This window comes from Synechococcus sp. PCC 6312 (genome assembly GCF_000316685.1).
GTDB lineage: Bacteria > Cyanobacteriota > Cyanobacteriia > Thermosynechococcales > Thermosynechococcaceae > Pseudocalidococcus.
Genome location: NC_019680.1, coordinates 2,106,785 through 2,129,432 on the forward strand (window position 1 = coordinate 2,106,785; position 22,648 = coordinate 2,129,432).

Here is a 22,648-nt window from a genome sequence, read left to right on the forward strand (position 1 = left end):
GTGATCAATTCCGAGTCACCTTTCGGGATAGTTTAGAGGTGGGCTAATTGGCCAAACTTGTTTGGGGCTACGATGTTCCTATGATTATTTGTCCTACTTGCCAACACCCAAACCCTGACCATGCACTGCAATGTGAGAATTGCTTTTCGGCGTTACCCCAAATGAATACTTGTCCTAATTGCCAAGCTCCTGTCCAGGCCGATGCCAGCTTTTGTGGCCAGTGTGGCTTTAATCTGCGTCAGATCATGGCTCCCCCCCCAGATATGCCCCCCTTACCGGATTTATCAGTTCCCCTCACCCCTCCTTTCACCGATATTCCCGAGTTGAGTGATATTCCCGAGTTAAACGCTCCAGAACCCCTCACCCCTGTCTCTACCTTACCTCGGCCCCCAATTCCACCCCCGCCCTCAGTGTTTAGTGTCCCTTCCACCCCCTTGGTTGAGATCAAAGCGCAGCTCTACCACATCCAAACCAAAATTCCTGTCCCCATTCCCACCGGCCTGGCTGTTATCCACATCGGCAAGCCCAACGACCGCATTCCCCCCAATATTGACCTGTCTGGTTTTCCCAATTCTGAAATTGTCTCCCGGATTCATGCTGATCTCTGCTTAGATGGAGAAACAATCCTCTTAGAAGATGTGGGTAGTGCCAATGGTACCTATGTGAATAATCAACCCCTACCCCCTGGGAATCGTTACTCCCTTAAGAACGGGGATCGAATTGCCTTCGGCAAGGGAGATTTGGTCACGTTTATCTTTCAAATCATGATTTAAGCCGGTCTTTTTTCTGTTTTTTTAGCCACTCAATCATGTTTGCCCCACTCCATGCCCTGATCTATGGCTTAATCTTAGAAATGAGGTTGAGTTTGCTGTCCCTAGGCAAGTATTTTAAGCTCTTGTCTGGCTTGCATCAGAGTCCCATTTTTAACGTTTTTTCACTATGTCCCCCTGGTTAATATCGTGATCACTCTTACTCTTCTCCATCCCGTCCAGGCCACTCCCGTACAAAGCTGGACATTCGAGCATGAGTCTGTCGTTCGCATTGGCCGAGCCGTAGATAATCATGTGGTACTGTACAGCGCAGTTGTATCTCGTCACCATGTGGAACTCCGCCGGAGTGGGTTGCATTGGGAAGTGGTCAATCTGGGCACAAATGGGACCTACTTAGATGGAAAACGGGTTCAGCAAGCCTCCCTAAATGACGGTGGCATCCTCCGCCTCGCCCGATCGGGCCCCAATATTCAAATTCGGATAGGTGCTTCCAGCCAGCCACCCCCACCCAATGCCCGCATGGATACAATGCCAGAGCGGGGAACAATTCCTGAGCAATATGTGGATCCAGCTAAGATGACCATTGGTGGAGTCCAAACCGAGGCTGAAACCCGCCCTCAGGGCATAGGACAGTCCCAGACGGGGGAAGAGGATGATGAGGAAAGTGACCGAAAATTCCATGTAGCGGGTGATTTGCCCCTAGAGTTTTTGGGGGAGTACCAGGGAAGTGAATGTCAGCATCCCCATAAGACAGATACGGATTTGTTTTGTCCTGATTGTGGCTCTCCCTTACAGGTGCAGAAGACTCTCGGCCCCTATAAAGTCGTGTGGGAATTGGCAGAAGAGGGGAGGTTTTTGGCCTGGCGGGCTGGACGAACGGTTGTCTTGCAAGCTCTATCTTCCCAGGCCAATATGGCCAATCGTTCAACATTTCGCCACCAGGCCCGGCAATTATGTCAACTTGACCATCCCAGTTTGCCCAAATTCTATGAAGCGTTTGCGGTGGATGGTCAGTCCTATTTATCGGCAGAAATGGTCTATGGCCAAAACCTAGAGGTCAAGGTTAAAGAGGAAGGTGCTTTAGAATTGGCCGAAGTCTGCCAACGATTACGCCCTATCTGTGAACTCCTAGACCGCAACCACCGTGAGCATCCCCCCCTTATCCATCAACACATTCAGCCCAGCAACTTCATAAGTGCATTACTCCCCCGGCCTGGGTCTGCCCCCGATAGTGTAGCCGGAGAATGGGTTTTAGTGGGGTGGGGGCATGTGGCGGTGACAACGGCTGAAACTGGAACCATGATGAGTAATATGGGCTATCTCCCCCCAGAACAACAGGCCGGACAAGTGCAACCTGCCTCTGATCTCTATGGCCTGGGGGCAACGTTAGTTTATTTGCTGACGGGGTACGAGCCAGATGCCTATTTCCGCTGGGGAGTTAAAGAGTATCGCTTGTATGCGGAGGATATTCCCCGACTTAATCCAGCCATTGCCGATGTGATTAATACCTTGACAGACCCAAACCCTGCAGCTCGATTTAGCTCCGCTACCCAGGCCATTGAGCAACTGATTACCCTAATTTAAGAAAAGTGGCTCAATAATTTATATTTTAATGGATAATCTATTTAAAACTTTTCCTCGCTTAGCGTCATCTAGGGTAAGAACTATCGAATTATCTTGAGGAGCCAGCTTAAAAATGTTAGATCAGGTTTTTTCTGGTGTTGCGCTGTTTAGTCAGATATTAACCCAGGCTCAAGATGAAGCCCGCCGCCACCATGAACGAAAAATAAAGGAACTGTCAATTATTGCCGATTCTCAGTTACGGGATCACTTGGCAGCAGAGTTATTGATGGATAAGATGTTGGCCCCCATCGAAAAAGCTCAACATCAAATTCAAGACGCAGCAAAACACGCCCAATGGGTAGCAGAGTTGATTAGTTATTACTATGCTGATCATGGGCTAACAGAAGAAGAATCAAGAATTATCAGTCAGCAATTTCGTTTATTGGCAATTGAACTTGTTGATGCAAACTCATTGGCTAATCTCAAATTGGTTTATAGAGCAACAACATTATTTTTAGACCAAATCGCTCAATTTAAGCATCAGGACAGAAAGTATTCTATTTCACGAGAAGTTCGCCATGGGATTCTAGATCGCTTAAATTCATGTGTTGGTAGTTATGAAAATTTCCAACGCCGTACTTCACTTTTGACAAATTCAGATATTACTCCTCCTTCACCACAACCTCATCTTTTTTCTAGTCGTGAACACAACCCAAGTTTATTAGGTTCTTTAAAGTCCTCAAGTTAGTTAATACTGACAATCTACCGACTAAACCAAACAACTCAAATAATTGACTTTGATCTTCAGTTGCTATCTCAATGTCTAATCCGTTGATGATTTGCCCGGGATTTCATGAGCCGACCTGGACGGGTAAATTTTTGATCGGAATGAACCTAGAGACGAGCGAGGTGCGCTGTTTTCCGGCATCAAAACCTGTTTATTCTCCAGCCGCTGTTCTTGAGTTTTACCAGGCCGGGTGTGATCCAACTCAACCCTTAATAATGGTCGCCTATAGTGCTGGGGTGGTTGGGGGCCTGGGGGCGGCACAACTCTGGCAAAAACTGGGTGGAATTGTCGGTGGGGTAGTGGTGATTGATGCTTGGGGAGTACCCTTATGGGGCAATTTCCCACTTGTAACGGTTAGCCATGATTGGATTACAGATGTTTGTGGCCAGGCCTGGGGAAAACGCAATCACTTTTTGGCCCAACCCGCTGTCACCCATGCCCAACTGTGGCAATCTCCCCAATCGGCCTGGGGCCTGGGAACCTTTGAGGGGCAAACCAACCGCCAAACTGCCAAAACATTTATTCAAAAAAACCTGGAGCAGTTCCGCAACAGAAGCGAGGGCCATGAGGAGGACAAAATATCAGTTTGGGCCAGAGCTAACGGTTGAGAGTCTTCACCAGCCCAAAAACTGAACTTAGGAGTCGCATCAATCAGAGAGGATTAAGCATCATCTAAAGCGGCTACACCAGGGAGAACTTTCCCTTCCAGAAGCTCTAAGCTGGCCCCGCCCCCGGTTGAGATATGACTCATTTGGTCAGCAACCCCGACTTTTTCCACGGCTGCGACAGAATCCCCTCCGCCAATGATGGTACAAACTCCCGTGTGGGTCAGTTCCGCTAATGTCCGGGCAATGGCCTCAGTTCCCACGGCAAACTTATCAAACTCAAACACTCCCATTGGGCCATTCCAGATCACGGTTTTGCAATCTTTGAGAGCGGCTTGGAAGGTGGCAATGCTGTCGGGGCCAATATCTAAACCCATCCAACCATCGGGAATGCTATTAACAGGGACAGTATGGGCATTGGCATCGGCGGCAAAGGCATCGGCCACAACCACATCGGTCGGCAAGAGTAATTTCACCCCCCGTGCTTTGGCTTTGGCTTCTAGGGCAGTGGCCAGTTCTAACTTGTCAGCTTCCACTAAGGATTTACCGACACTCAAGCCCTGGGCCTGGAAGAAGGTAAAAATCATCCCCCCACCCAGAATAAGAATGTCCACTTTATCCAGGAGGGTTTCAATCACGCCAATTTTGGAGGACACTTTCGACCCCCCGACAATCGCAGCCAAGGGCCGGCGGGGATTTTCAATCGCGTTTTGGAGGTATTCCAGTTCTTTCTCCATCAACAGGCCTGTAACGCAGGGACTCAGATATTGGGTGACACCCGCCGTAGAAGCATGGGCCCGGTGCGCCGTTCCAAAGGCATCGTTGACATAGACTTCCGCCACAGAGGCTAACTTCTCCGCAAAAGCCGGATCATTTTTTTCTTCTTCTGGGTAGAACCGGACATTTTCGAGTAGGGTGACAGAACCGGGAGTCATGGCCTGGCAGTGGGCTGTAACCACATCCCCAATGCAATTATCCAGCTTGCTTACGGCTTGCCCAAGAAGTTCACCTAAGCGGGTGGCCACCGGATTGAGCCGGAGTTTGTCATCTACGCCTTTTGGCCGGCCAAAGTGACTGACGAGAATAACTTTTGCGCCTTTGCTAGTCAGATTTTGGATGGTCGGAAGTGCGGCCCGAATCCGTGTATCGTCTGTGATTGCGCCCGTGCCATCGAGGGGGACATTAAAATCCGCCCGAACTAATACCCGTTTCCCGTCTAAGTCAGCGGCGGTTAAATCTGCTAATGTTTTTTTTGACACGGTAATTGACTCCTAAATCTGCGTTGCGTGTGCAAGTGTTTCAATGTGACCTGACCCCAGGCCTGGGAGGGTATCGAAAGTAAGACAATGGTAGTAGGGCTTAATCCCAAATCTGGCCCATTTGCCGTAACCAATTTTACCGAAGTGCGTACCCTGCCACCTAATCTAAAGGAGATCGAAGACAATGTTTAAGCGGATTTTATTTCCCGTTGATCGGAGTCGTGATACTCAAGATGCGGCCGAAACCCTGATTCAACTGGCTCAGTTTTGCCAAGGACAGTTATGGTTGCTTGCGGTTCAAGAAGGGGAACCCGACTCGGAAATCACCCAGGCCATTGATAGTTTCTTAGCGCAATTAAAACAGGGCTTTACCAACCAAGGTTTAACGACACAAGTCCTCCAACGACAGGGCATCCCCGCCTTTACGATTTGTGATGTTGCTGATGAGTTGAATGCCGATTTAATTGTCATGGGTTGCCGGGGGATTGGTTTAACCCAAGAAGGAGCCAATGAAAGCGTCAGTAACCGAGTGATAAATCTTGCCCCTTGTCCAGTCTTAGTTGTTCCATAAACTTTAATCGTGAGGACTTGATGCAATGGGGATGGATGAGGTCTATCGAATTCTTGATGATTCTAGTGAGGAGCATCGTCAAAATCTGGCCGAACTCATTGATGCCGGTTTTGGTTCTTCCCCAGGCCTACTTTGTGATCACATTCGCTATCTGCGCTATGGCACGATTGGGCAATTTTTTGCTGATCCTGACTGGAAGCAAATTGTTACCGATGTTGCCGATCACCTCCAAATTGACTGGCTAGGATTATTGGGCGGTCGAACTTGGGAAGACTTAGCAACAGCAGAAATTGAGACGGCGATTGTCTGTAAGCTGTTTCAGGAAATGCTCATTACTCTACCTCCAGAGCAACAACAAGAACTCCTGCGCCAAATTGATCAGACTCACCATGACTTGCACTTAGAGGGACTCTTGCTAACTGGTGGGGTGATGACTCTAGCTAAGATGAGTGGCTTTGGGGTCTATGTTCTTGCCAGTTCAGTTTTAGGCGGTTTAACCAGTGCTTTGGGTATTACTCTGCCTTTTGCTGTCTATATCGGCATGAGCCAAATCATTGCCCTTGTTCTCGGCCCGGTTGGTTGGCTAGCTTTACTGGCAGGCGTGTTTGTGACCATCAATCAACCGAATTGGCAAAGACTCACTCTGGCAGTTGTGTATATCTCTTTGATCAGAGCATCAAGATATGCACCATCGGATATTAAGAATATGGATCTCATGGCCAGCCAACCTAGTTAAACTCTAGCCATACCTTGACCAAGTTGCGTGTAGTAGCGGAGTCCAAGTGGAGCAAACTCAGGGATGGTATTGCCTCAGAATTCCTCTAGCACTGTTAATGAAAGCTGTTTTCTTAAGGTGACTCTAGGCCTATAATAGGGGTTTGTGTGCATATCAATCCTGGGGTAAACCCTTGGCAAACGTAGTTGTAGTCGGCGCTCAGTGGGGCGATGAAGGCAAAGGTAAAATCACGGATCTGCTGAGTCGTTCGGCGGATGTGGTGGTGCGCTATCAAGGAGGGGTCAATGCTGGCCATACGGTGGTTGTCAATGATCAGACCCTCAAGCTACACCTGATTCCATCGGGCATCCTCTATCCAGAAACCGAATGTATTATTGGCACGGGAACAGTTATTGATCCGCAGTTATTGATTCAGGAATTGGATCAACTGGAGCAGGCCGGCGTTAGTACCGCTAATCTGCACATTGCCGAGACGGCCCACGTAACCATGCCCTACCACCGGCTGATTGACCAGGCCTCGGAAGAACGGCGCGGGACTCACAAAATTGGCACCACAGGCCGTGGAATTGGCCCTACCTATGCGGATAAATCGGAGCGGACGGGCTTAAGGGTGTTGGATTTACTCGATGCTGCCAACCTCGAAGCCAAGGTGCAGTGGGCTGTGGAGTCTAAGAATGTGCTCTTGGAAAAATTCTATGGATTACCGCCCCTCGATGCCAAAGCCATTGTCAATGAATATCTCGGCTATGCCCAACGCTTGCAACCCCATGTGGTGGATGGCTCACTGCGAATTTATGATGCGGTTTCCCATAAGCGAAATATTCTCTTTGAAGGCGCACAGGGGACTCTCTTAGATTTAGATCATGGCACCTACCCATATGTGACATCTTCTAATCCGGTAGCGGGTGGGGCCTGTGTCGGGGCTGGTGTCGGGCCAACCATTATTGATCGGGTGATTGGTGTTGCCAAAGCCTATACGACGCGAGTGGGGGAAGGGCCATTTCCGACCGAACTCCTAGATGACACCGGTAAATTGCTCGGAGATCGGGGGGCAGAATTTGGGACAACAACGGGACGGGCGCGGCGGTGTGGCTGGTTTGATGCCGTGATTGGTCGCTATGCGGTACGGATCAATGGCCTGGACTGTTTGGCGATTACAAAACTCGATGTCTTGGATGACTTGCCAGAGATTAAGGTCTGTGTTGCCTATGAGGTGGCGGGGTCGCGGTGCGCCGATTTTCCCAGTAATGCCCATCACTTTGCCCAATGTCAGCCCATTTATGAAACTCTCCCCGGCTGGCAGCAATCCACCAGTCATTGTCGGAGTTTAGCGGAACTGCCCCCGGCGGCTCTGAATTACTTAAAAGTTTTGGCCGAGTTGATGTCTGTGCCAATTGCGATTATTTCTGTTGGAGCCGAACGCAGCCAAACCATTATTGTCGAAGACCCCATTCATGGGCCCAAGCGCGCCTTACTTTACGGAGATGGCAGTAATGGCCCACCACCGCCTTTGAGCTAAGCCTGTGTTTGAGTTGCAATCACTTGATTGCCCTTGGTCTTTCATTTTTCATGTCTGTTTTTAGGAGTTCTACCATGTCCCTAGCTATTGAATGTCAAGTTCGCCCTGCCGACAGTAAACCCAATGCCCTTCGCCAATCGGGATTAACCCCTGCGGTTCTCTATGGCCACAATGGCAACGAGTCTTTGCCCCTGATGATTAAAACTAAGCTGGCCGAGTTTTTAGTCCGGGATGCGCGGGGGCAGAAAGCGGTTGTGGATGTGACGATTCCCGAAATTTCCTGGGCGGGGCAAGCCGTTCTCCAAGAAATCCAGGCCCACCCAGCCAAAAATACCCTCTATCATCTGAGTTTTTGGGTTCAGGCCTAGGCTAGCTTTTTATACTTTAGGCTGGGGGCAGTGCAACCACGTAGCAGTTACGGCCCTGTTCCTTGGCCTGGTAGAGGGCCTGATCTGCAAGGGCAACTAGGGTTTCGGGGAGATAATCTGGGTCGGGAATAAAGCTGGCGATGCCCAAGCTCACGGTGATGGTTGCTTTGCCCTGCACAATCGTTTGATGATGGGGAATGGCGAGGGAGTCCACTAAAGTCTGGATTTCTTGACTAAGTTTAATAGCGCCAATTTCATTTGTATTAGGCAAAAGGATAATAAACTCTTCCCCACCAAAGCGAGCGAGGAGATCAGTCGGGCGTTTGAGAATTCGTTCCAAGGCCTGGGTGATCCCAATCAGACATTCATCTCCGGCTAAGTGGTCATAAAAGTCGTTATAGGCCTTGAAGGAATCTATATCCAACATAATTACGGCCAGGGGTTCTTCTTCCCGTTGGGAGCGATGCCATTCCAGTTGCAACCGTTGATCAAAACAGCGCCGATTTGCCACTTGGGTCAGGCCATCTAGGTTGGCTAGTTGTTCGAGTTTTTGATTAGCATCTTGTAAAGCAACTTCGGTTTGTTTGCGATGGGTAATATCTCGTAAGGTTACGGCAAAGCCATCCCCCAACTTCACTGCCGATAAGTGATACCAGGCCTGGGATTGGGAGGAAACAAAAATATCTTCCGAGAGGGCCGCCCCGGTTTCGACAACATGAACGAGTTTCGTAAACAGATTCGGATCAAAATGTGTCAGGAATTTCCGAAAACCCATTTTACCGACTAATTCATTGCGATCACGGTTGAGAATCCGGGCAATGACGGGATTGACGACTAAACAGCGAAAATCACCAATGTCCCCAGTGGCCGGATCGCGCACCGCTTGCATGGCCGCAATTCCATCCAAAGAGCAGTTCAAAACACTGGCCAATAAGGAGCGGGATTGATAAAGAACTTCTTCGGCTTCTTGTCGTTTTTTAATTTCTTCTTGTAATTGTTTTTGTTGCCGTTGAATCGTTAAGGGGCCTTCAATCCGAGCCACGACTTCTTCGACTTGGAAGGGCTTTGTGATGTAGTCTATACCACCCACATTAAAGGCTTTTACCTTATCAAAGACATCATCTAAGGCACTAATGAAAATAACTGGAATATGCTTTAAGTCTTCATCTGCTTTTAGGGCCTGGCAAACTTGATAGCCATCCATCTCAGGCATTTTAATATCAAGGAGAATAATGTCCGGCTGTTTAACTCGCATCGTTTTTAGGGCCATTTTGCCACTGGTTACACTCCGGACGGTGTAACCTAATTTCACGAGTAAATCACTCAGGAGTTGCAGATTCTCAGGAATATCGTCCACTAATAAAACATTCCCTTTGCTCTCGGATGTCTGGTCAGTTGGAGAATTCATCGGGCTGGCCCCAAGGGGAGGATAAGCAAGAGTCATTGTAAATTTAGGGCTGGGTTTGTGTTGACAGATATAGACTGACAATTTTAGTTTAGATGTTCACTGGGATTAGCTGGGAGAGGGCAGCAAAGGTTCAATCAGATCAATCAGGGTTTCAAACTGAAATTGCCGGGCCATCACGCTTAAGGGAGCTTGAAGATGCAGATAGTGGGGGGGAAGTTCCTCAATGAATGACAGGATAGATTGATTATCGGCCTCAAGGGCGGCGGTATAGACCTGGGACAACCATTCTGAAGCTAGTCCTGAGAGTTGCTCTGTGGTGAGGGCTTGATCGGGGGACAGGGAGAGGGAGGGAGTGGAGTCTTCGTAGATATAGGTCACTCCCAGATGTTTGGTCAGGGCATCAAAGATGGTGTGTTCGGCAAAGGGTTTCCGCAAAAAGTCATCACAACCGGCCGAGAGGATAATTGCCTGTTCTTCCTCTAGGACACTGGCTGTGAGAGCAATGACCGCAGTTGCATGACCTTTGGTAGTGGCTTTGATCTGCTTAGTTGCTTCATAGCCATCCATGACCGGCATCCGCATATCCATCCAAATCAGATGGGGTTCCCAGACATCCCAAATGGCTACGGCTTCTTGGCCATTGACAGCTTCTTTCATCGCAAACCCTAAAGGCTCAAGCAGTTTAATCAATAGCTTGCGGTTGACTTCTTGGTCATCAACAACGAGGATGCGATACCGGGCCTGGCCGGGAGCTAGGGCTTTGACCTGTTTTTTGCCTTCAGCACTATCCCGAATGGTGCCTTGCCCGAGTTTGACGGGTATTTGCAGATGAAACTGTGTCCCGAGTCCGATTTGACTTTTGACCTGAATATCGCCCCCCATCAGTTGGACAAATTTGCGGCTAATACTGAGTCCCAGGCCTGTTCCTTCTTGTTTTTCCCGGCCGGCTTGACCTTGGGTAAAGGGTTCAAAGAGTTGGCTCAATTCCTCAGGACTAATGCCCACACCAGTATCTCCAACCGTAATTTCCAGTTGCCAAGTTTTCGGGTCAGGGGTTGGTTCACTCTTGGACTGGAGCCAGACGCGGCCAGCGGGGGTGAATTTGATCCCATTGCTGAGGAGGTTAATCAAGACTTGCCGCAACTTCATTTCATCGGTTTGGACATAGCGGACGAGATCCGGACTCCGTGAAAAAACCAAGTCCAGGCCAGCATTCGTCGCGCGCAAGTGCAACATATCTTCAAGATCATTGAGTAGGCGAATCAGGTCAAAGTTTTGGGGGTTAAAGGTGGCTTTGTTGGCTTCGAGTTTAGAGAGGTCAAGAATATTATTGATTAATGTGAGTAAATAATCGCCACTCCGATAGATGATTCCGACATTTTCATATTGGGATGGTGAGAGTTCTTTGCTCCGTAACATCAGTTGGGAAAAGCCTAAAACTGCATTTAGGGGGGATCGTAGTTCATGACTCATGTTGGCAATAAAGGCACTTTTGGCCTGGTTGGCTGCTTCGGCTTTAGCAGCGAGATTTTTGGCGTTGGCTTCACTGGTCTGGAGGGCATCGGTGCGATCTAAAACCCGTTGTTCTAATTCCTCATTGAGTTGACTGAGTCGCCATTCCGCTTGATGATTTTCAGCCACGACACCCAGCACCACTAAAACTGTCACCGCCATCACGCCAATAAATAACTGCAACAGTAACAGGGATTGACTTTCCTCAAAAAGCCGATAAAAGGTTCCCAGCTTATAGGTGGTGGAGACAGCAGCAACAGTGGCAGTCAGGGCAACAAGTAAGGTGGTTACTCTAGCCGGGAAGCGAAACGAACACCAAATCAAGGGCGGAAATAGTAAATACTCAAGCGGCTGTCCCAGACCAAAGGCAAGGTAAAGAATCAGGCCCTCACAGATCAGGATCATCCCTAGTTCGTTGAGGTTGCCCATGCGCGTCGAGGGGTTGAGAGCAGGCCAGGCCTGGGATTTCTTAGAAAGCCACGTATAAAAAACCGGCGCAATCACGAGAACTCCAATACTATCCCCAATCCACCAGTTGGCAAAAAATTGGGGGGCATTATGAACGGCGATGACTCCAGAGGCAAACACTAAGCCAACTCCGGTTAGAGATTGAATGAGTGTCCCGGTAAATAAGGCGCAAATCGTAAAAATAACGACATTCCGTACAGTTCGCCAAGGTTCGTTGGTGCCAAGCAATTGTCGCAGAATAGTCACGGTTAGCAGTACGCCCAAGGTGATGCCCATTGTACCGATGAGCGCGCTCCCGAGCGGATCGGCCTTAACCCCCCAATTAACCAGCAAAGCTCCGAGCGTGACTCCCAACCACCGTGATCGCCCCCAGGTCAGTAAGCCCCCCACCGTAATCCCTGCCCCAGGCCAGAAGGGAGAACCATTGATTGCATCCAGAATCGGAAGTCTTTTGAGCACAAGCCAGCAGGCACCAGTATAGAGAAGGGAGATCACGGCAATCTCTAGCCACCAGCGGGGCCGGTCTAATTCCAGTCCCAGGGATTTGAGCCAAGGTTGAGTCCGGTCAACAATGTGGGGGGCTGACATATTCTTTATGCGACTAGTGATGGATATCTCGGGCTAGGACTTGATTACTTGTTTTATAGCACTAGAGAGAGCATTTAAATGTCTGTACCTAAGTTCTAGCTAGGGCTGACTCGGAGCCTGGAGAATTAAGATAAAGAGGTTAGGAAGGTAGACAGGCCTGGAGAGCAGGGATGACCACGATACTCAACTTACCCAAGGGTTTCATATTCAGCAATGGGGAATTTGCAGAACTCGCCCAGGCCAACCGAGACCTACGCCTTGAGATGTCTGCCACGGGAGAGTTGATGATTATGGCACCAACTGGGGGAGAAACAGGAGTGCGCAATCCGGAATTAATTGGCCAACTTTGGGACTGGAACCGCAAAACTCAGTTAGGCAAGGCGTTTGATTCATCTACGGGGTTCGTTTTACCCAATGGGGCCCGCCGTTCGCCGGATTTAAGTTGACTGTCTTTGGTTCGTTGGCAAATCGTTATCTCCAGAACAGCGCCGTCAGTTTATTCCCTTATGCCGGGACTTTGTTGTGGAGTTAAGGTCAGATTCTGATGAGTTAAGGCTACTCCAGGCCAAAATGCAGGAATATCTGGAGAACGGGTTGCGTTTAGGTTGGTTAATTATCCCAGACACCAGAACTGTTCACATTTACTGGCCTGGGCAAGCAGTGGAAATTCTGGAAAATCCTCAAACCTTAAGTGGAGAAGCTGTTCTACTTGGATTTATGATGAATTTAGAACCGATTTGGGTAGTCTAAGGTTGATTAATTCTGGAAATGTGCTGATGAATGTTGAATTAGGGCAACCGCTGCGATTACATATTGGAGGGAAAGAGGCTCACCCGGATTGGAAAATACTTGATATTGAGTCACGCCCAGAAGTTGACTTTATCGGTGATGCAACCAAGTTGAGCCAATTTCCAGATCATTCCATCAATTGTATTTATTCCAGTCATGTTTTAGAGCATTTTTACTATGGCATCAATAATGAACTGAGTACGGTTTTGAGTGAGTGGTATCGTGTTTTAGAGGAAAATGGAAAGCTATACATCAGCGTACCAGATTTAAAAACATTATGCTGGTTATACACGAATCCAAACCTTTTGCCTCTAGAACGCTTTCATTTGATGCGAATTATGTTTGGTGGTCAGATTAATGAATATGATATTCATAAAGTCGGATTTGACTTTGACATTCTTGCGATGTACTTAAACGAAGCTGGCTTTACTGAGATTGAACAAGTATCAACCTTTGATTTATTTAATGACTGTAGTGGATTAAGAATTTTGGATACGCTGATTAGCTTAAACGTCATTGCAACCAAGAGCTAAACTATTAATTTTACTGGTCAAGTTGAATCCGAGGATCGACAAACTTTAGTAATAAATCCGCCAATAAGTTTCCGAGGATCAACATCACGGCTCCGATCATTAAGCTGGCCATGACGAGATATAAATCTTGTACCTGAACTGCTTGTAAAATTAATCGCCCCAGGCCTGGCCAGTTAAAAAAGTATTCGGCAATAAAAGCCCCACTGAGTAATCCGGCAAATTCAAACCCTAACAACGTAATTAAAGGATTGATTGCATTGCGGAGGGCATGAACATAGATGACTCGATGTTCGGGCAAGCCTTTGGCCCGGGCCGTTTGGATATAGTTTTGTCGCAAGACATCCAGTAAATTGCCCCGCATTAACCGTTGTAACCCGGCAAAGCTGGTAATACTCAACGCTAAAGTCGGTAAAATCAAATGCCAGCCAATATCTAGCACCTTGCCAAGGCCTGTGAAGTCCGCATAATCAATACTGGTCATATTCCCGACAGGAAACAAGGGCATACTCTGAGCTAAGAATAATAACAATAATGCGGCAACAAAACTGGGAAACCCTTGGGCCAGATAACTTACCACCTGCAAGACCCGGTCTGCCCACCGATTTTGATTCACCGCCGCCACAATCCCCAAGGGAATCCCAATCCCCCACGTCACCAGAATAGAACTAAACGCTAAGAGCAAGGTGGCCGGAACCCGATCCCATAACAAAGACGCAACCGACCGTTGATAAATAAAACTCGTGCCAAAATTCCCTTGGGAAATAATCTGCCAGAGCCAGTGAAAATATTGTTCCGCGGCCGAGCGATTTAGGCCAAACTGTTGCTCCAACTCTGCTAACCGTTCCGGGGAAATGCGGGGATTTGCCTTGAGAGTATCCAGATAAGTGCCAGGGGCTAGCTGAATAATGGCAAAACTGAGGGCAGAGGCTAAAAATAAGGTCAGCAGGGCCTGGGCCAAGCGTTGGATAATATAAAGCGTGGTTTCCTGTCTCAAAAATTGTTTAACGAGCCTGACCCATCCCATGGATGTTAATACCCTATTTGCCTTGTCATTGTTTCCCTTTCTTGGCTTTCTCTATTTTTTAACCAAAACCCCAACCATGCCCCGGCTCGCGTTAATGGGATTTTATGGCACGTTAGTCTTTGTTGCCGTCACAATTCCAGCCGGACTCTATGCCTTACGGGTTTATCATACCTCCTTAGCGAATGTGGATTGGTTGCATGGGGCCGCAGAAGCTTTTTTGACCGTAGCCAATATTTTCGTTGTCCTCGGATTTCGCCAGGCCCTGCGCGCGGTTCCGACTCCCGCTGATCCACCGAAGTCTTAAGCAGAGATTCTTTTGATGCTCCACTCCCAAGACATTCTGGCCATATATCGACACCTGGGAACTAGTGATTTAACCGTTGTAGATGTGGAAACAACGGGGAGTCAACCCGACCATAATTGGGTGATTGAAATTTCTGTTCTCCAGGGATGCCCCCAGGCCGGGATTGCCAAACACAGAACGCAACTGATCAAACCACCGATCCCAATTCCGAAAGATATTCAACGCTTTACAGGAATTACCCCAGATCTCGTCACCGATGCCCCCCCACCCGCCCAGGCCTGGCCTGAATTTTTACCCCTGTTAGAAACCGGAATTTTCACTGCCCACAACTTGCCTTTTGACTATGGTTTTATCCAGTCAGAGTATGAAAAACTAAATATCCCCTTTAGCCGCCCCTTAGAGGCCCAATTTTGTACCGTCAAGCTCTCCCGGATTTTACTCTCCCACCTGAAATCCCGCCGTTTACCCGATCTCGTCCGCCATTTTGATTTTCCTGTAGATACCTCTCATCGCGCCGAAGCAGACACCCTGGCCTGTTGGTACTTAACCCTAGAGTTAGTTAACCGCTTAGAACAAACCCCCGATGGGCCAATCCTAGAAAAACTGGGGCAAGAATGGCTCACCCTTGAAGAGGCTGCTCAACTGTTAGGCACTGATGTCACAACTGCCTTAGGAGAACTCATGCATCCCCATATCGTTAACAAATGCACCCGCCGCGGCGAGATTCTCTTCCAGCGCCATAGTGTTGAACGCATCTGTTAGGGGCCTGGCAGAGGAAACGAGGAACGCCTGCGCGTCAATTAGGATATGGGGGTAGCCGTTAAGCGATGCGATAGATGGATCCGATACAACTTGGTTTAATTGCTTCGATCCTTTCAGGGGTTTGTACCGCGGCCTGGACAGTTCTCACCTGGCGACAGCAACAGGATAAGGAAGAAGAAGCAAAACGAGATCGCAATGCTGCCCTCTATGTCAATCCCTTTATCCTTGCGGCAGAGGAACTTCAAGATGCTCTCTATAACTACCTCAGCGGCAATTACCACAAACTCCCCGGCGAAGAAACACGTCAAGGCTATGCTGGGTTTTCGGCAGCGGCCCTAGAAATTGTCTATACCATCGTGATTTATTTTGGTTGGTCGTTCACGATCTATCGCTATGGCCCCTATACCAGTGACGAAAAACTCATTGAACTCACCCGCCAAGTCTCAGAGATGTTTTCCGACATTACCCACGCTAGCGAAGCCGAAGAAGATGCCTTTTACTTCTCATACCCCGAACAAAAAGCCCTCGGTCTGACCTTTGTTAAGCCCACTGCGATTGCCTACGCCCATGCTGGTAACGCTGCCCATCTAAATACCCACTTACCTCAAGTCGAATCCCAGTTTCCCAGTTTTGAGTCCATTTCTCTTTATGATTTTGAGGAACAAATTAAGAATCAACGGAATGAACGCTCGGCCCTCTACCTGAATATTCGCGATGCCCTCCATGCCATAGATAAGGCTCAACCCACCGCAGATTTTACGGGGCGGCGGCGTTTGGTACGGGTGCAGAACTATTTAGTGGACTTAGTAAATTATCTGGAAGAAAAAGAGGGCTTTTCGGTATCTGTTTCTAAGCGGCGGCGGGCCAGACATCATCTGACTTTTGCCCAACTCTTTGGCTATATTGATTTGCAAGTGGCCCATCATATTCCGGGACGGCTGCGGCTTAAATTTCCAGTTTTGAAGAATAACATGGTCTATGGGGTTCACTTTGAATCGTTCTTCTTTTCTTTGGAAGGTGTTAAAGATGTGCGGGTCAATCTCCAGGCCTGTAGCATTGTGATTGAGTATGACATCAAGAAATATTCCATGAATGAACTAGAAGCAACCTTGGGCAACTATATCCACAACCTCAGTTGAGCCAAGGATTATCTCCCAACTTCCCGGAGAAATTTAACCGGAGGCATGACTAGAGTAGAGACATTGGGGCGGTGGTATGGTTAGATTATACTAATGAGAATTATTCTTATCTCCCTTTTTTGACTGCTCCATGCTGACATCTGATCTCCAGGCCCCGTCTCATCCCAGTTCTCCAAGCACTAGGCAACCAATTTTGCGCCTTGCGGCAGTGACCAAAAGATATCAACCCCAGGCCCGCCCCGCAGTCGAAAGTATTTCCCTCGAATTACAATCGGGGCACATTTTAAGTTTACTCGGCCCTTCTGGCTGCGGAAAAACAACTCTATTGCGACTGATTGCTGGGTTTGAGACCATTGACCAGGGGGAAATTTACCTGAATCAGCACCGAATTGCCACCGCCAAAGGGGGGCTCCCACCCGAACAGCGCTCCTTAGGGATGGTTTTTCAGGATTTTGCCCTCTTTCCCCATTTAACCGTTTTTGAAAATATTGCTTTTGGCTTGCAACAACAGCGTTTGAAATCGGGAATTATCCGAGCTAAGGTAGCATCTAGTCTGGCCTTAGTGGGCCTGGAGGGTATGGCCCAGCGGTATCCCCATCAACTCTCTGGTGGGCAGCAGCAACGAGTCGCGTTAGCTAGAGCTTTGGCCCCTGAGCCGACTTTAATTTTGCTAGATGAACCCCTTAGCAATCTGGATGCCCTTGTCCGTATCCAACTCCGGGAAGAACTCCGGCAGATTCTCAAGGTGGCGGGAACGACGGCCATTTTTGTCACCCATGATCAAGAAGAAGCTCTCGGAATTTCTGATGTGGTGGCAGTCATGCAGCAGGGTAAGTTGGAGCAATGGGGGACACCTGAAGACATCTACCTCCAGCCCGCCTCCCGCTTTGTGGCCGGATTTGTCACCCAGGCCAACTTCCTCCCAGCCCAGGCCGAAGGTTCTAGTTGCCAGACTGAAGTTGGACAATTTACAACCCCAGAAGAGGCGGGTCATGGGCCTGGGGAGCTAATGCTACGGGAGGAGGAACTGATTCTGGAACCTGTGGCCCAATCGGATATTGTGATTCGTACCCGCCAGTTTTTAGGTCGGGAGTATCGGTATTGCCTACAGACGGCCTCTGGTCGTGAACTTCATGCTCGCTCTGTCACGCCCCACCCCCTCCCTGTCGGTACCCATGTGATTGTCAAAACCCAACCCCAGGCCGGACGATTTTTTCCTAGCCCCTCCTGATAATCCCAATTCAGTTGTAATCCCGATTAAGTTTGGAGGTTTGCTAAAACGTTTCTGGCAATCCGGTTCCAGTCGAAACGTTCCAAGGCATAAGTCCGCCCGGCCTGGGCCATTTTTGCGCGTTTGTCGGGATTTTTAAGGAGATCAATGATGGCCTGGGCAAAGTCATCCATAAATTTCGCTGTGATTGGATAGTCCCAGTCCACCAAAATACTCGTTTTTCCGGGGATGGTTGTTTCGGGTAAAGCCCCACGATAGGAAGAAATCGGTACCGTCATGGCACATTGGCTCTCAGCGGCTCCGATACAAAAAGTTTCGGCATTGAATGAATACATGGCCTGGGGAGAGGGTTCATGGGGAAGTTGGGGTAAGACCCAAAGGGCAGCTTGCATCAGTTCTTGGGCGAGTTGGGCTTTACTGGCCTGGCCCCGGAAAATAATCCCGTTTCCTTGCCAATGTTGGTAATCGGCTAAATCTACATAGCTAAAAATATGGAGTTCAGCTTCGGGGCAGGCCTGTTTAACCTTGGGAAAAATTTGGCTCACCAGTACCTCCAGGCCCCGTTCTGGTCGGGAAGAATAGATAATCCGCCAGGGGTATTTTGACCAGTTTTCGACATCAAACAAGTCCAGATCAATGCCATTGGGAGAGACTAAAATTTTTTCGGGTGCGAGTCTCATTCCCTGAATAAACGGTTCAGCTTGCCAGTGGGAAACGGCTATTACCCGATCAATCCGGCGAAATAATAGCCCTAACAACCGGAGGATTAATTTTCCCGCTATTTTTTTCCAGCTATTGGCCTGCTCGGGATAGATACCCAAAGCTGAAAAGTCATCATGGGCCCAAAAGAGGACTTGCTTGGCCGGAATCGGAAATATTGGGCCAGCAAAATCACGAACAATGATCAAATAATCAACGGGATGCTTCCGGGCGTAGTCGATGGTTTCCCACAAGCCCCAACGGGGATGGTAGTCCCGATAGAGCACACCATCATAAATCCCTGCCTCTGACCGACAGTTGTTAATCACCGTGACTTGATGCCCCAATTTGGCCAGGGCCTGAGCCAGGTAATAGACGCAACTTTCCGTACCGCCTAAGCTCTTGGTCTGCAGGGTTAGGGGGGAGAAAATATCGGCAATCCGAGCAAAAAAAAGAAAGTGCATAAACTTCTAAACTAGCTAGACTTTAACATTTAAACGAACAATTTCTAACTTGCTAGATAATCAAATTTACTGAATTTATTTGATTCCATTAAAATCGCTCTATTATTCTCATTATCAAATAAATCTTTAATAATTGCCTTGACTACAGGAACACTAACAGCATTTCCAAGTTGCTTATAAGCGGCATGATCCTCATGATGAATTGCAAATGTCTCGGGAAATCCTTGCAGTCTTGCACATTCACGGGGGGTAATTCTTCTAATCCGATCTTGATGAATTACTCCAATGCGACTAGCGTCAGAAGAGGTTAAGGTAATTGAAATACTATCAGGATCCAATATTTTAAATATCTCAAAAGACATATTTCCACAAATAGGATTGAATTTTCCATTATGTTCCTTGAGGTATCCCTTTTCAATGAGTGACTGAACTAAATCATAAAGATGATCATGATTAAAAAATGTTTGAATTTGATCAAGAGTTAAACTTTTTCCATCTTGATGTTTTCCAAAGGCTTTTAAGCGGCGGTTTGATATTAGTGCATTCATGAAATCTCGCTCATCTTGAGTACATTTACCCTTCAACCCTAAGTCCCAGGAGTGAATCGAATTTCCTCCTCGGAAGTCAATGAGTCGAACTCCATACAGTTTCTCAATTTTGTAACCCACTGCTTTCAACAATTGTTGCTCAAAGTTCCTGGAAACATAATAATTCTCAGAAACCTGTGTCTCGAGGATATCTTTTACTTTTATTACGGATAGGCTTTCATCAAACAAGCTTGGCTGAACGATATGTTGCTTAAATGAATGGGAATCAATAGCTCCACGATCCGACTGAATTGTCAAGATAGGATATTGATGAAGAAGTCCAATAATATAGATACGGACTCTATTTTGAGCTAAGCTAAAATTACTACTGTTTAGAAGAAGATAATTAGTTTTGTACCCTAGCTTTTCTAATGAATGAAGAATGGTTTGAAAAGTTCTTCCACGATCATGAGTAGTTAATCCGCGCACATTTTCAAGCAGAAATCCTTTAGGCTGACACTGTTCAAGGATGCGTTCTATTTCAAAAAAAAGAGTTCCTCGAGTATCTCCAAACCCCTTTTGTTTTCCAGCATGAGAGAATGGTTGGCACGGAAAGCCTGCGAGCATAAAGTCAAACTTTGGAATTTCAGAGACCTGTCGAATATCACCTTGAGGCACTTCATTGAAATTGAGAGCATAAGTCTCTTTTGCTTTCCGATCAATTTCTGAACTCAGAACACATTTTGATTCCAGACCAAGTTGCTGACAAGCTTGCTCAAGCCCTAACCGCATTCCACCGATACCAGCAAAGAGATCAATAAACCGTATCATAGTAGCTCTTGTTGGATAAAATTAATCAGAATATCAAACTCAACATCTGAATACGCAACAGTACAATCACTGTTCTGACAGATTTTGATAATTGCAGAGGATCGTTGAAAGTTTCCAGCACCATCAATGACATAAGCGATCCGGTGACCACTAGAACTCATAAGCTTTTTCCTAGTTTCCGCTAGTGATGCTTTTCTTTCAATAGTGCTATTGGTTGTGACCTGGAAGCTAATTTCAATACCAATAGATTTACTATTTTGTTTATTAGTATTTTTAGAAATTAATATATCGAAGGGGATTGATGTAGATGATGAGAGCTTAAGCTTTTTGTTGACTTCGACTGAATATTGACTACCTAACTTTTGAATTAGGTATTCCTCGAGATATTTTTGAGCTAGTTGACCAAGTGAATTTGCCGTTGCTCCACCTGTAATTCGGCTGACGATAATATATCTTTCTTTGATAAATCTTTCTAACGCTGTTCTATCTCCCAGCATGGAACCGAGATTACAGACCTCTAGCCCAGCTTGATCCGCAGAATCTGACAATCCCGCATAAAGCAGGATCATTGTCGTGTCACGCTTTAAGTCATCAAATGGTTTGGGAATGAGAAGTCCATTACCATCAATGTGAAGTGTTGTGTTTTTTAAACCTGTATGGGACGAGGCCTTGAAAACGTAGCGACATGGTTTATCCTGCCAAGTAAAGTTCATCATTGCTCGATCTGACTTGCTGCGTCTTTCAAAAACCTCTGTGAAGTTCCTTCCGAGTCTTTGAATTGCCTCACCGCCATAGTTTGAAATAACAGCAAGATGCTTAATCAGTAAATTTGCGGGACAACCTACATATTGGGTGAGACGGAAGATTTGTCTAGGATTTTTTCTACTCAGTTGTAGCAAAGCGATAAAATCATCCTGGGTTTTGAGCAATTTTGGCAGTACGCTAACTTCTGCATCTCGATTCGCCAAATTTTCTGGCCACCACTTGCTTGCCTGTGCCTCTAGTGCAGTAATATCTCGCTGGAAATTACTCATCTTAAGGCTAGGCAACTTTAGATGTTTGAACTTTAAGCATACTGACCATCGAAGTACTTAAGACTCCTGTAGCCAACGGGCCGCATCCTTGGCATGGTAGGTGAGAATTAAATCGGCTCCAGCCCGCTTAAAGCTAATTAGGGTTTCCAAAACAACTTTGCGCTCATCAATCCAGCCATTTAGGGCTGCGGCTTTGACCATTGAATATTCCCCAGAAACGTTATAGGCCGCCACGGGTAAGTTTGAGGCTTGTTTAACTTGCCAAATTACGTCCATATAGGCCAAGGCCGGTTTGACCATGAGCATATCGGCTCCTTCGGCAATGTCGAGTTCAATTTCCTTCAGGGCTTCCCGGGAATTAGCGGGATCCATTTGATAGGTGCGGCGATCGCCAAATTGGGGGGTAGATTCAGCGGCATCACGGAAGGGGCCATAGTAGGCAGAGGCATATTTAGCAGCGTAGGATAAAATTGGAATATCTGTAAACCCAGCCCCATCTAATCCCTGACGAATGGCTTGGACAAACCCATCCATCATCCCCGAAGGCGCAATAATATCCACACCGGCCTTGGCCTGGGCAACAGCCGTTTTTTGCAATAGTTCGAGGGTGGGATCATTCAAGACGCGGCCGGTTAAATCCCCAGTTTGGAGATAGCCGCAATGACCGTGACTCGTGTATTCGCACAAACAAGTATCGGCAATGACGATCAAATCTGGGATTGCGGATTTAACAGCCGTTGCCGCTTTTTGGACAATTCCACAATCATGCCAGGCCCCGGTGGCTTGATTATCTTTACTATCGGGAATCCCAAAGAGAATGATCGCTGGAATCCCCAGGTCATAGACTTCTTGAGCCTCGGCCACGATTTTATCTACTGATAACTGATAGACCCCCGGCATTGATTTAACTTCTTGGGCAACGCCGTCACCGGGGACTGCAAACAAGGGGTAGATTAAATCCGCTGTGGATAACGTATTTTCACTCACCATCCGCCGTAGTTGTGGGTGTTGACGGAGGCGACGGGGGCGATGGGTAGGAAACATAGGCGGTATGGCAGGATGTAACGTAAGGTGGCAGAGCGTCAAGATTCATTCCTAAACTCTACTATCCCTTAACTTTGCCCTTTGGAATCGGGAGTCTGGGGGCTAGGGCAGTG

Annotated in this window: 21 protein-coding genes and 1 pseudogene; 14 read left to right on the forward strand and 8 right to left on the reverse strand. The window is 47.6% G+C overall.

Features of this window, described 5'->3' with window-relative positions; all coding sequences use genetic code 11:
* Positions 1 to 80 precede the first annotated feature (80 nt).
* From SYN6312_RS10315 to SYN6312_RS10330, 4 genes are all read left to right on the forward strand, one after another.
* A complete protein-coding gene (locus SYN6312_RS10315) occupies positions 81 to 773 on the forward strand; it encodes an FHA domain-containing protein (protein ID WP_015124816.1) in 693 nt (230 codons plus the stop codon).
* A gap of 186 nt (positions 774 to 959) precedes the next feature.
* Positions 960 to 2,354 carry an FHA domain-containing protein gene (locus tag SYN6312_RS10320; RefSeq protein ID WP_015124818.1) on the forward strand — a complete coding sequence of 465 codons (1,395 nt, stop codon included), beginning with the start codon at positions 960 to 962 and terminating at the stop codon, positions 2,352 to 2,354.
* A gap of 112 nt (positions 2,355 to 2,466) precedes the next feature.
* Positions 2,467 to 3,081, forward strand: coding sequence for a hypothetical protein (locus SYN6312_RS10325; RefSeq protein WP_015124819.1), 615 nt, complete (start codon positions 2,467 to 2,469; stop codon positions 3,079 to 3,081).
* A 140-nt stretch (positions 3,082 to 3,221) separates the two neighbouring features.
* Complete coding sequence (locus tag SYN6312_RS10330) at positions 3,222 to 3,728, forward strand: hypothetical protein (RefSeq protein ID WP_156804779.1); 507 nt, start codon at positions 3,222 to 3,224, stop codon at positions 3,726 to 3,728.
* A gap of 53 nt (positions 3,729 to 3,781) precedes the next feature.
* Here the strand turns inward: SYN6312_RS10330 and pgk are convergent, their stop codons facing one another.
* Complete coding sequence (gene pgk, locus SYN6312_RS10335; protein ID WP_015124821.1) at positions 3,782 to 4,984, reverse strand: phosphoglycerate kinase; 1,203 nt, start codon at positions 4,982 to 4,984, stop codon at positions 3,782 to 3,784.
* A gap of 184 nt (positions 4,985 to 5,168) precedes the next feature.
* On the opposite strand from pgk, the gene SYN6312_RS10340 reads away from it, so the two are divergent.
* The 4 genes from SYN6312_RS10340 to rplY all read left to right on the forward strand — a co-directional run bounded on the left by SYN6312_RS10340 (position 5,169) and on the right by rplY (position 8,178).
* Positions 5,169 to 5,555, forward strand: a complete 387-nt coding sequence (locus tag SYN6312_RS10340; RefSeq protein ID WP_015124822.1) for a universal stress protein — start codon at positions 5,169 to 5,171, stop codon at positions 5,553 to 5,555.
* Between the two features lie 25 nt (positions 5,556 to 5,580).
* Positions 5,581 to 6,291 carry a hypothetical protein gene (locus SYN6312_RS10345; protein ID WP_015124823.1) on the forward strand — a complete coding sequence of 237 codons (711 nt, stop codon included), beginning with the start codon at positions 5,581 to 5,583 and terminating at the stop codon, positions 6,289 to 6,291.
* Between the two features lie 172 nt (positions 6,292 to 6,463).
* Entirely contained in the window at positions 6,464 to 7,810 is a 1,347-nt protein-coding gene (locus tag SYN6312_RS10350; RefSeq protein ID WP_015124824.1) for an adenylosuccinate synthase, read from the forward strand.
* 74 nt (positions 7,811 to 7,884) lie between these two features.
* Complete coding sequence (gene rplY, locus SYN6312_RS10355; protein WP_015124825.1) at positions 7,885 to 8,178, forward strand: 50S ribosomal protein L25; 294 nt, start codon at positions 7,885 to 7,887, stop codon at positions 8,176 to 8,178.
* A 16-nt stretch (positions 8,179 to 8,194) separates the two neighbouring features.
* Here the strand turns inward: rplY and SYN6312_RS10360 are convergent, their stop codons facing one another.
* Together SYN6312_RS10360 and SYN6312_RS10365 are read right to left on the reverse strand one after the other, a co-directional pair.
* Positions 8,195 to 9,586 (reverse strand): diguanylate cyclase domain-containing protein, encoded by a 1,392-nt coding sequence (locus SYN6312_RS10360; protein ID WP_041430820.1) that lies wholly within the window; start codon positions 9,584 to 9,586, stop codon positions 8,195 to 8,197.
* A 105-nt stretch (positions 9,587 to 9,691) separates the two neighbouring features.
* Complete coding sequence (locus tag SYN6312_RS10365; protein WP_015124827.1) at positions 9,692 to 12,154, reverse strand: MASE1 domain-containing protein; 2,463 nt, start codon at positions 12,152 to 12,154, stop codon at positions 9,692 to 9,694.
* Positions 12,155 to 12,324: 170 nt separating this feature from the next.
* On the opposite strand from SYN6312_RS10365, the pseudogene SYN6312_RS10370 reads away from it, so the two are divergent.
* Both SYN6312_RS10370 and SYN6312_RS10375 read left to right on the forward strand, forming a co-directional pair.
* Positions 12,325 to 12,904: pseudogene (locus SYN6312_RS10370) on the forward strand (Uma2 family endonuclease).
* A 26-nt stretch (positions 12,905 to 12,930) separates the two neighbouring features.
* Positions 12,931 to 13,476: a methyltransferase domain-containing protein gene (locus SYN6312_RS10375; protein ID WP_015124828.1), complete on the forward strand. Its 546-nt coding sequence runs from the start codon at positions 12,931 to 12,933 to the stop codon at positions 13,474 to 13,476.
* 10 nt (positions 13,477 to 13,486) lie between these two features.
* Here the strand turns inward: SYN6312_RS10375 and SYN6312_RS10380 are convergent, their stop codons facing one another.
* Positions 13,487 to 14,500 (reverse strand): ABC transporter permease, encoded by a 1,014-nt coding sequence (locus SYN6312_RS10380; protein WP_015124829.1) that lies wholly within the window; start codon positions 14,498 to 14,500, stop codon positions 13,487 to 13,489.
* Here SYN6312_RS10380 and SYN6312_RS10385 point away from each other — a divergent pair.
* The 4 genes from SYN6312_RS10385 to SYN6312_RS10400 all read left to right on the forward strand — a co-directional run bounded on the left by SYN6312_RS10385 (position 14,499) and on the right by SYN6312_RS10400 (position 17,936).
* Positions 14,499 to 14,804 carry a DUF3593 domain-containing protein gene (locus tag SYN6312_RS10385; RefSeq protein WP_015124830.1) on the forward strand — a complete coding sequence of 102 codons (306 nt, stop codon included), beginning with the start codon at positions 14,499 to 14,501 and terminating at the stop codon, positions 14,802 to 14,804. The genes SYN6312_RS10380 and SYN6312_RS10385 overlap by 2 nt on opposite strands.
* Before the next feature lie 15 nt (positions 14,805 to 14,819).
* Positions 14,820 to 15,566 (forward strand): PolC-type DNA polymerase III, encoded by a 747-nt coding sequence (locus SYN6312_RS10390; RefSeq protein ID WP_015124831.1) that lies wholly within the window; start codon positions 14,820 to 14,822, stop codon positions 15,564 to 15,566.
* Positions 15,567 to 15,640: 74 nt separating this feature from the next.
* Complete coding sequence (locus tag SYN6312_RS10395; protein WP_015124832.1) at positions 15,641 to 16,705, forward strand: HMA2 domain-containing protein; 1,065 nt, start codon at positions 15,641 to 15,643, stop codon at positions 16,703 to 16,705.
* A gap of 130 nt (positions 16,706 to 16,835) precedes the next feature.
* Positions 16,836 to 17,936, forward strand: coding sequence for an ABC transporter ATP-binding protein (locus tag SYN6312_RS10400; RefSeq protein WP_015124833.1), 1,101 nt, complete (start codon positions 16,836 to 16,838; stop codon positions 17,934 to 17,936).
* A gap of 26 nt (positions 17,937 to 17,962) precedes the next feature.
* Here SYN6312_RS10400 and SYN6312_RS10405 read toward each other — a convergent pair whose 3' ends face one another.
* From SYN6312_RS10405 to hemB, 4 genes are read right to left on the reverse strand one after another with little or no spacing between them, the layout of a single operon-like run.
* Positions 17,963 to 19,099: a glycosyltransferase family 4 protein gene (locus SYN6312_RS10405; protein ID WP_015124834.1), complete on the reverse strand. Its 1,137-nt coding sequence runs from the start codon at positions 19,097 to 19,099 to the stop codon at positions 17,963 to 17,965.
* A 44-nt stretch (positions 19,100 to 19,143) separates the two neighbouring features.
* Positions 19,144 to 20,457 (reverse strand): DNA cytosine methyltransferase, encoded by a 1,314-nt coding sequence (locus SYN6312_RS10410; protein WP_015124835.1) that lies wholly within the window; start codon positions 20,455 to 20,457, stop codon positions 19,144 to 19,146.
* The gene (locus tag SYN6312_RS10415) at positions 20,454 to 21,491 is read right to left on the reverse strand and encodes a hypothetical protein (protein ID WP_015124836.1); all 1,038 of its coding nucleotides are present in this window, start codon (positions 21,489 to 21,491) and stop codon (positions 20,454 to 20,456) included. Before SYN6312_RS10415 ends, SYN6312_RS10410 begins: the two co-directional genes overlap by 4 nt.
* 57 nt (positions 21,492 to 21,548) lie before the next feature.
* A complete protein-coding gene (gene hemB / locus SYN6312_RS10420; protein ID WP_015124837.1) occupies positions 21,549 to 22,535 on the reverse strand; it encodes a porphobilinogen synthase in 987 nt (328 codons plus the stop codon).
* Positions 22,536 to 22,648 lie beyond the last annotated feature (113 nt).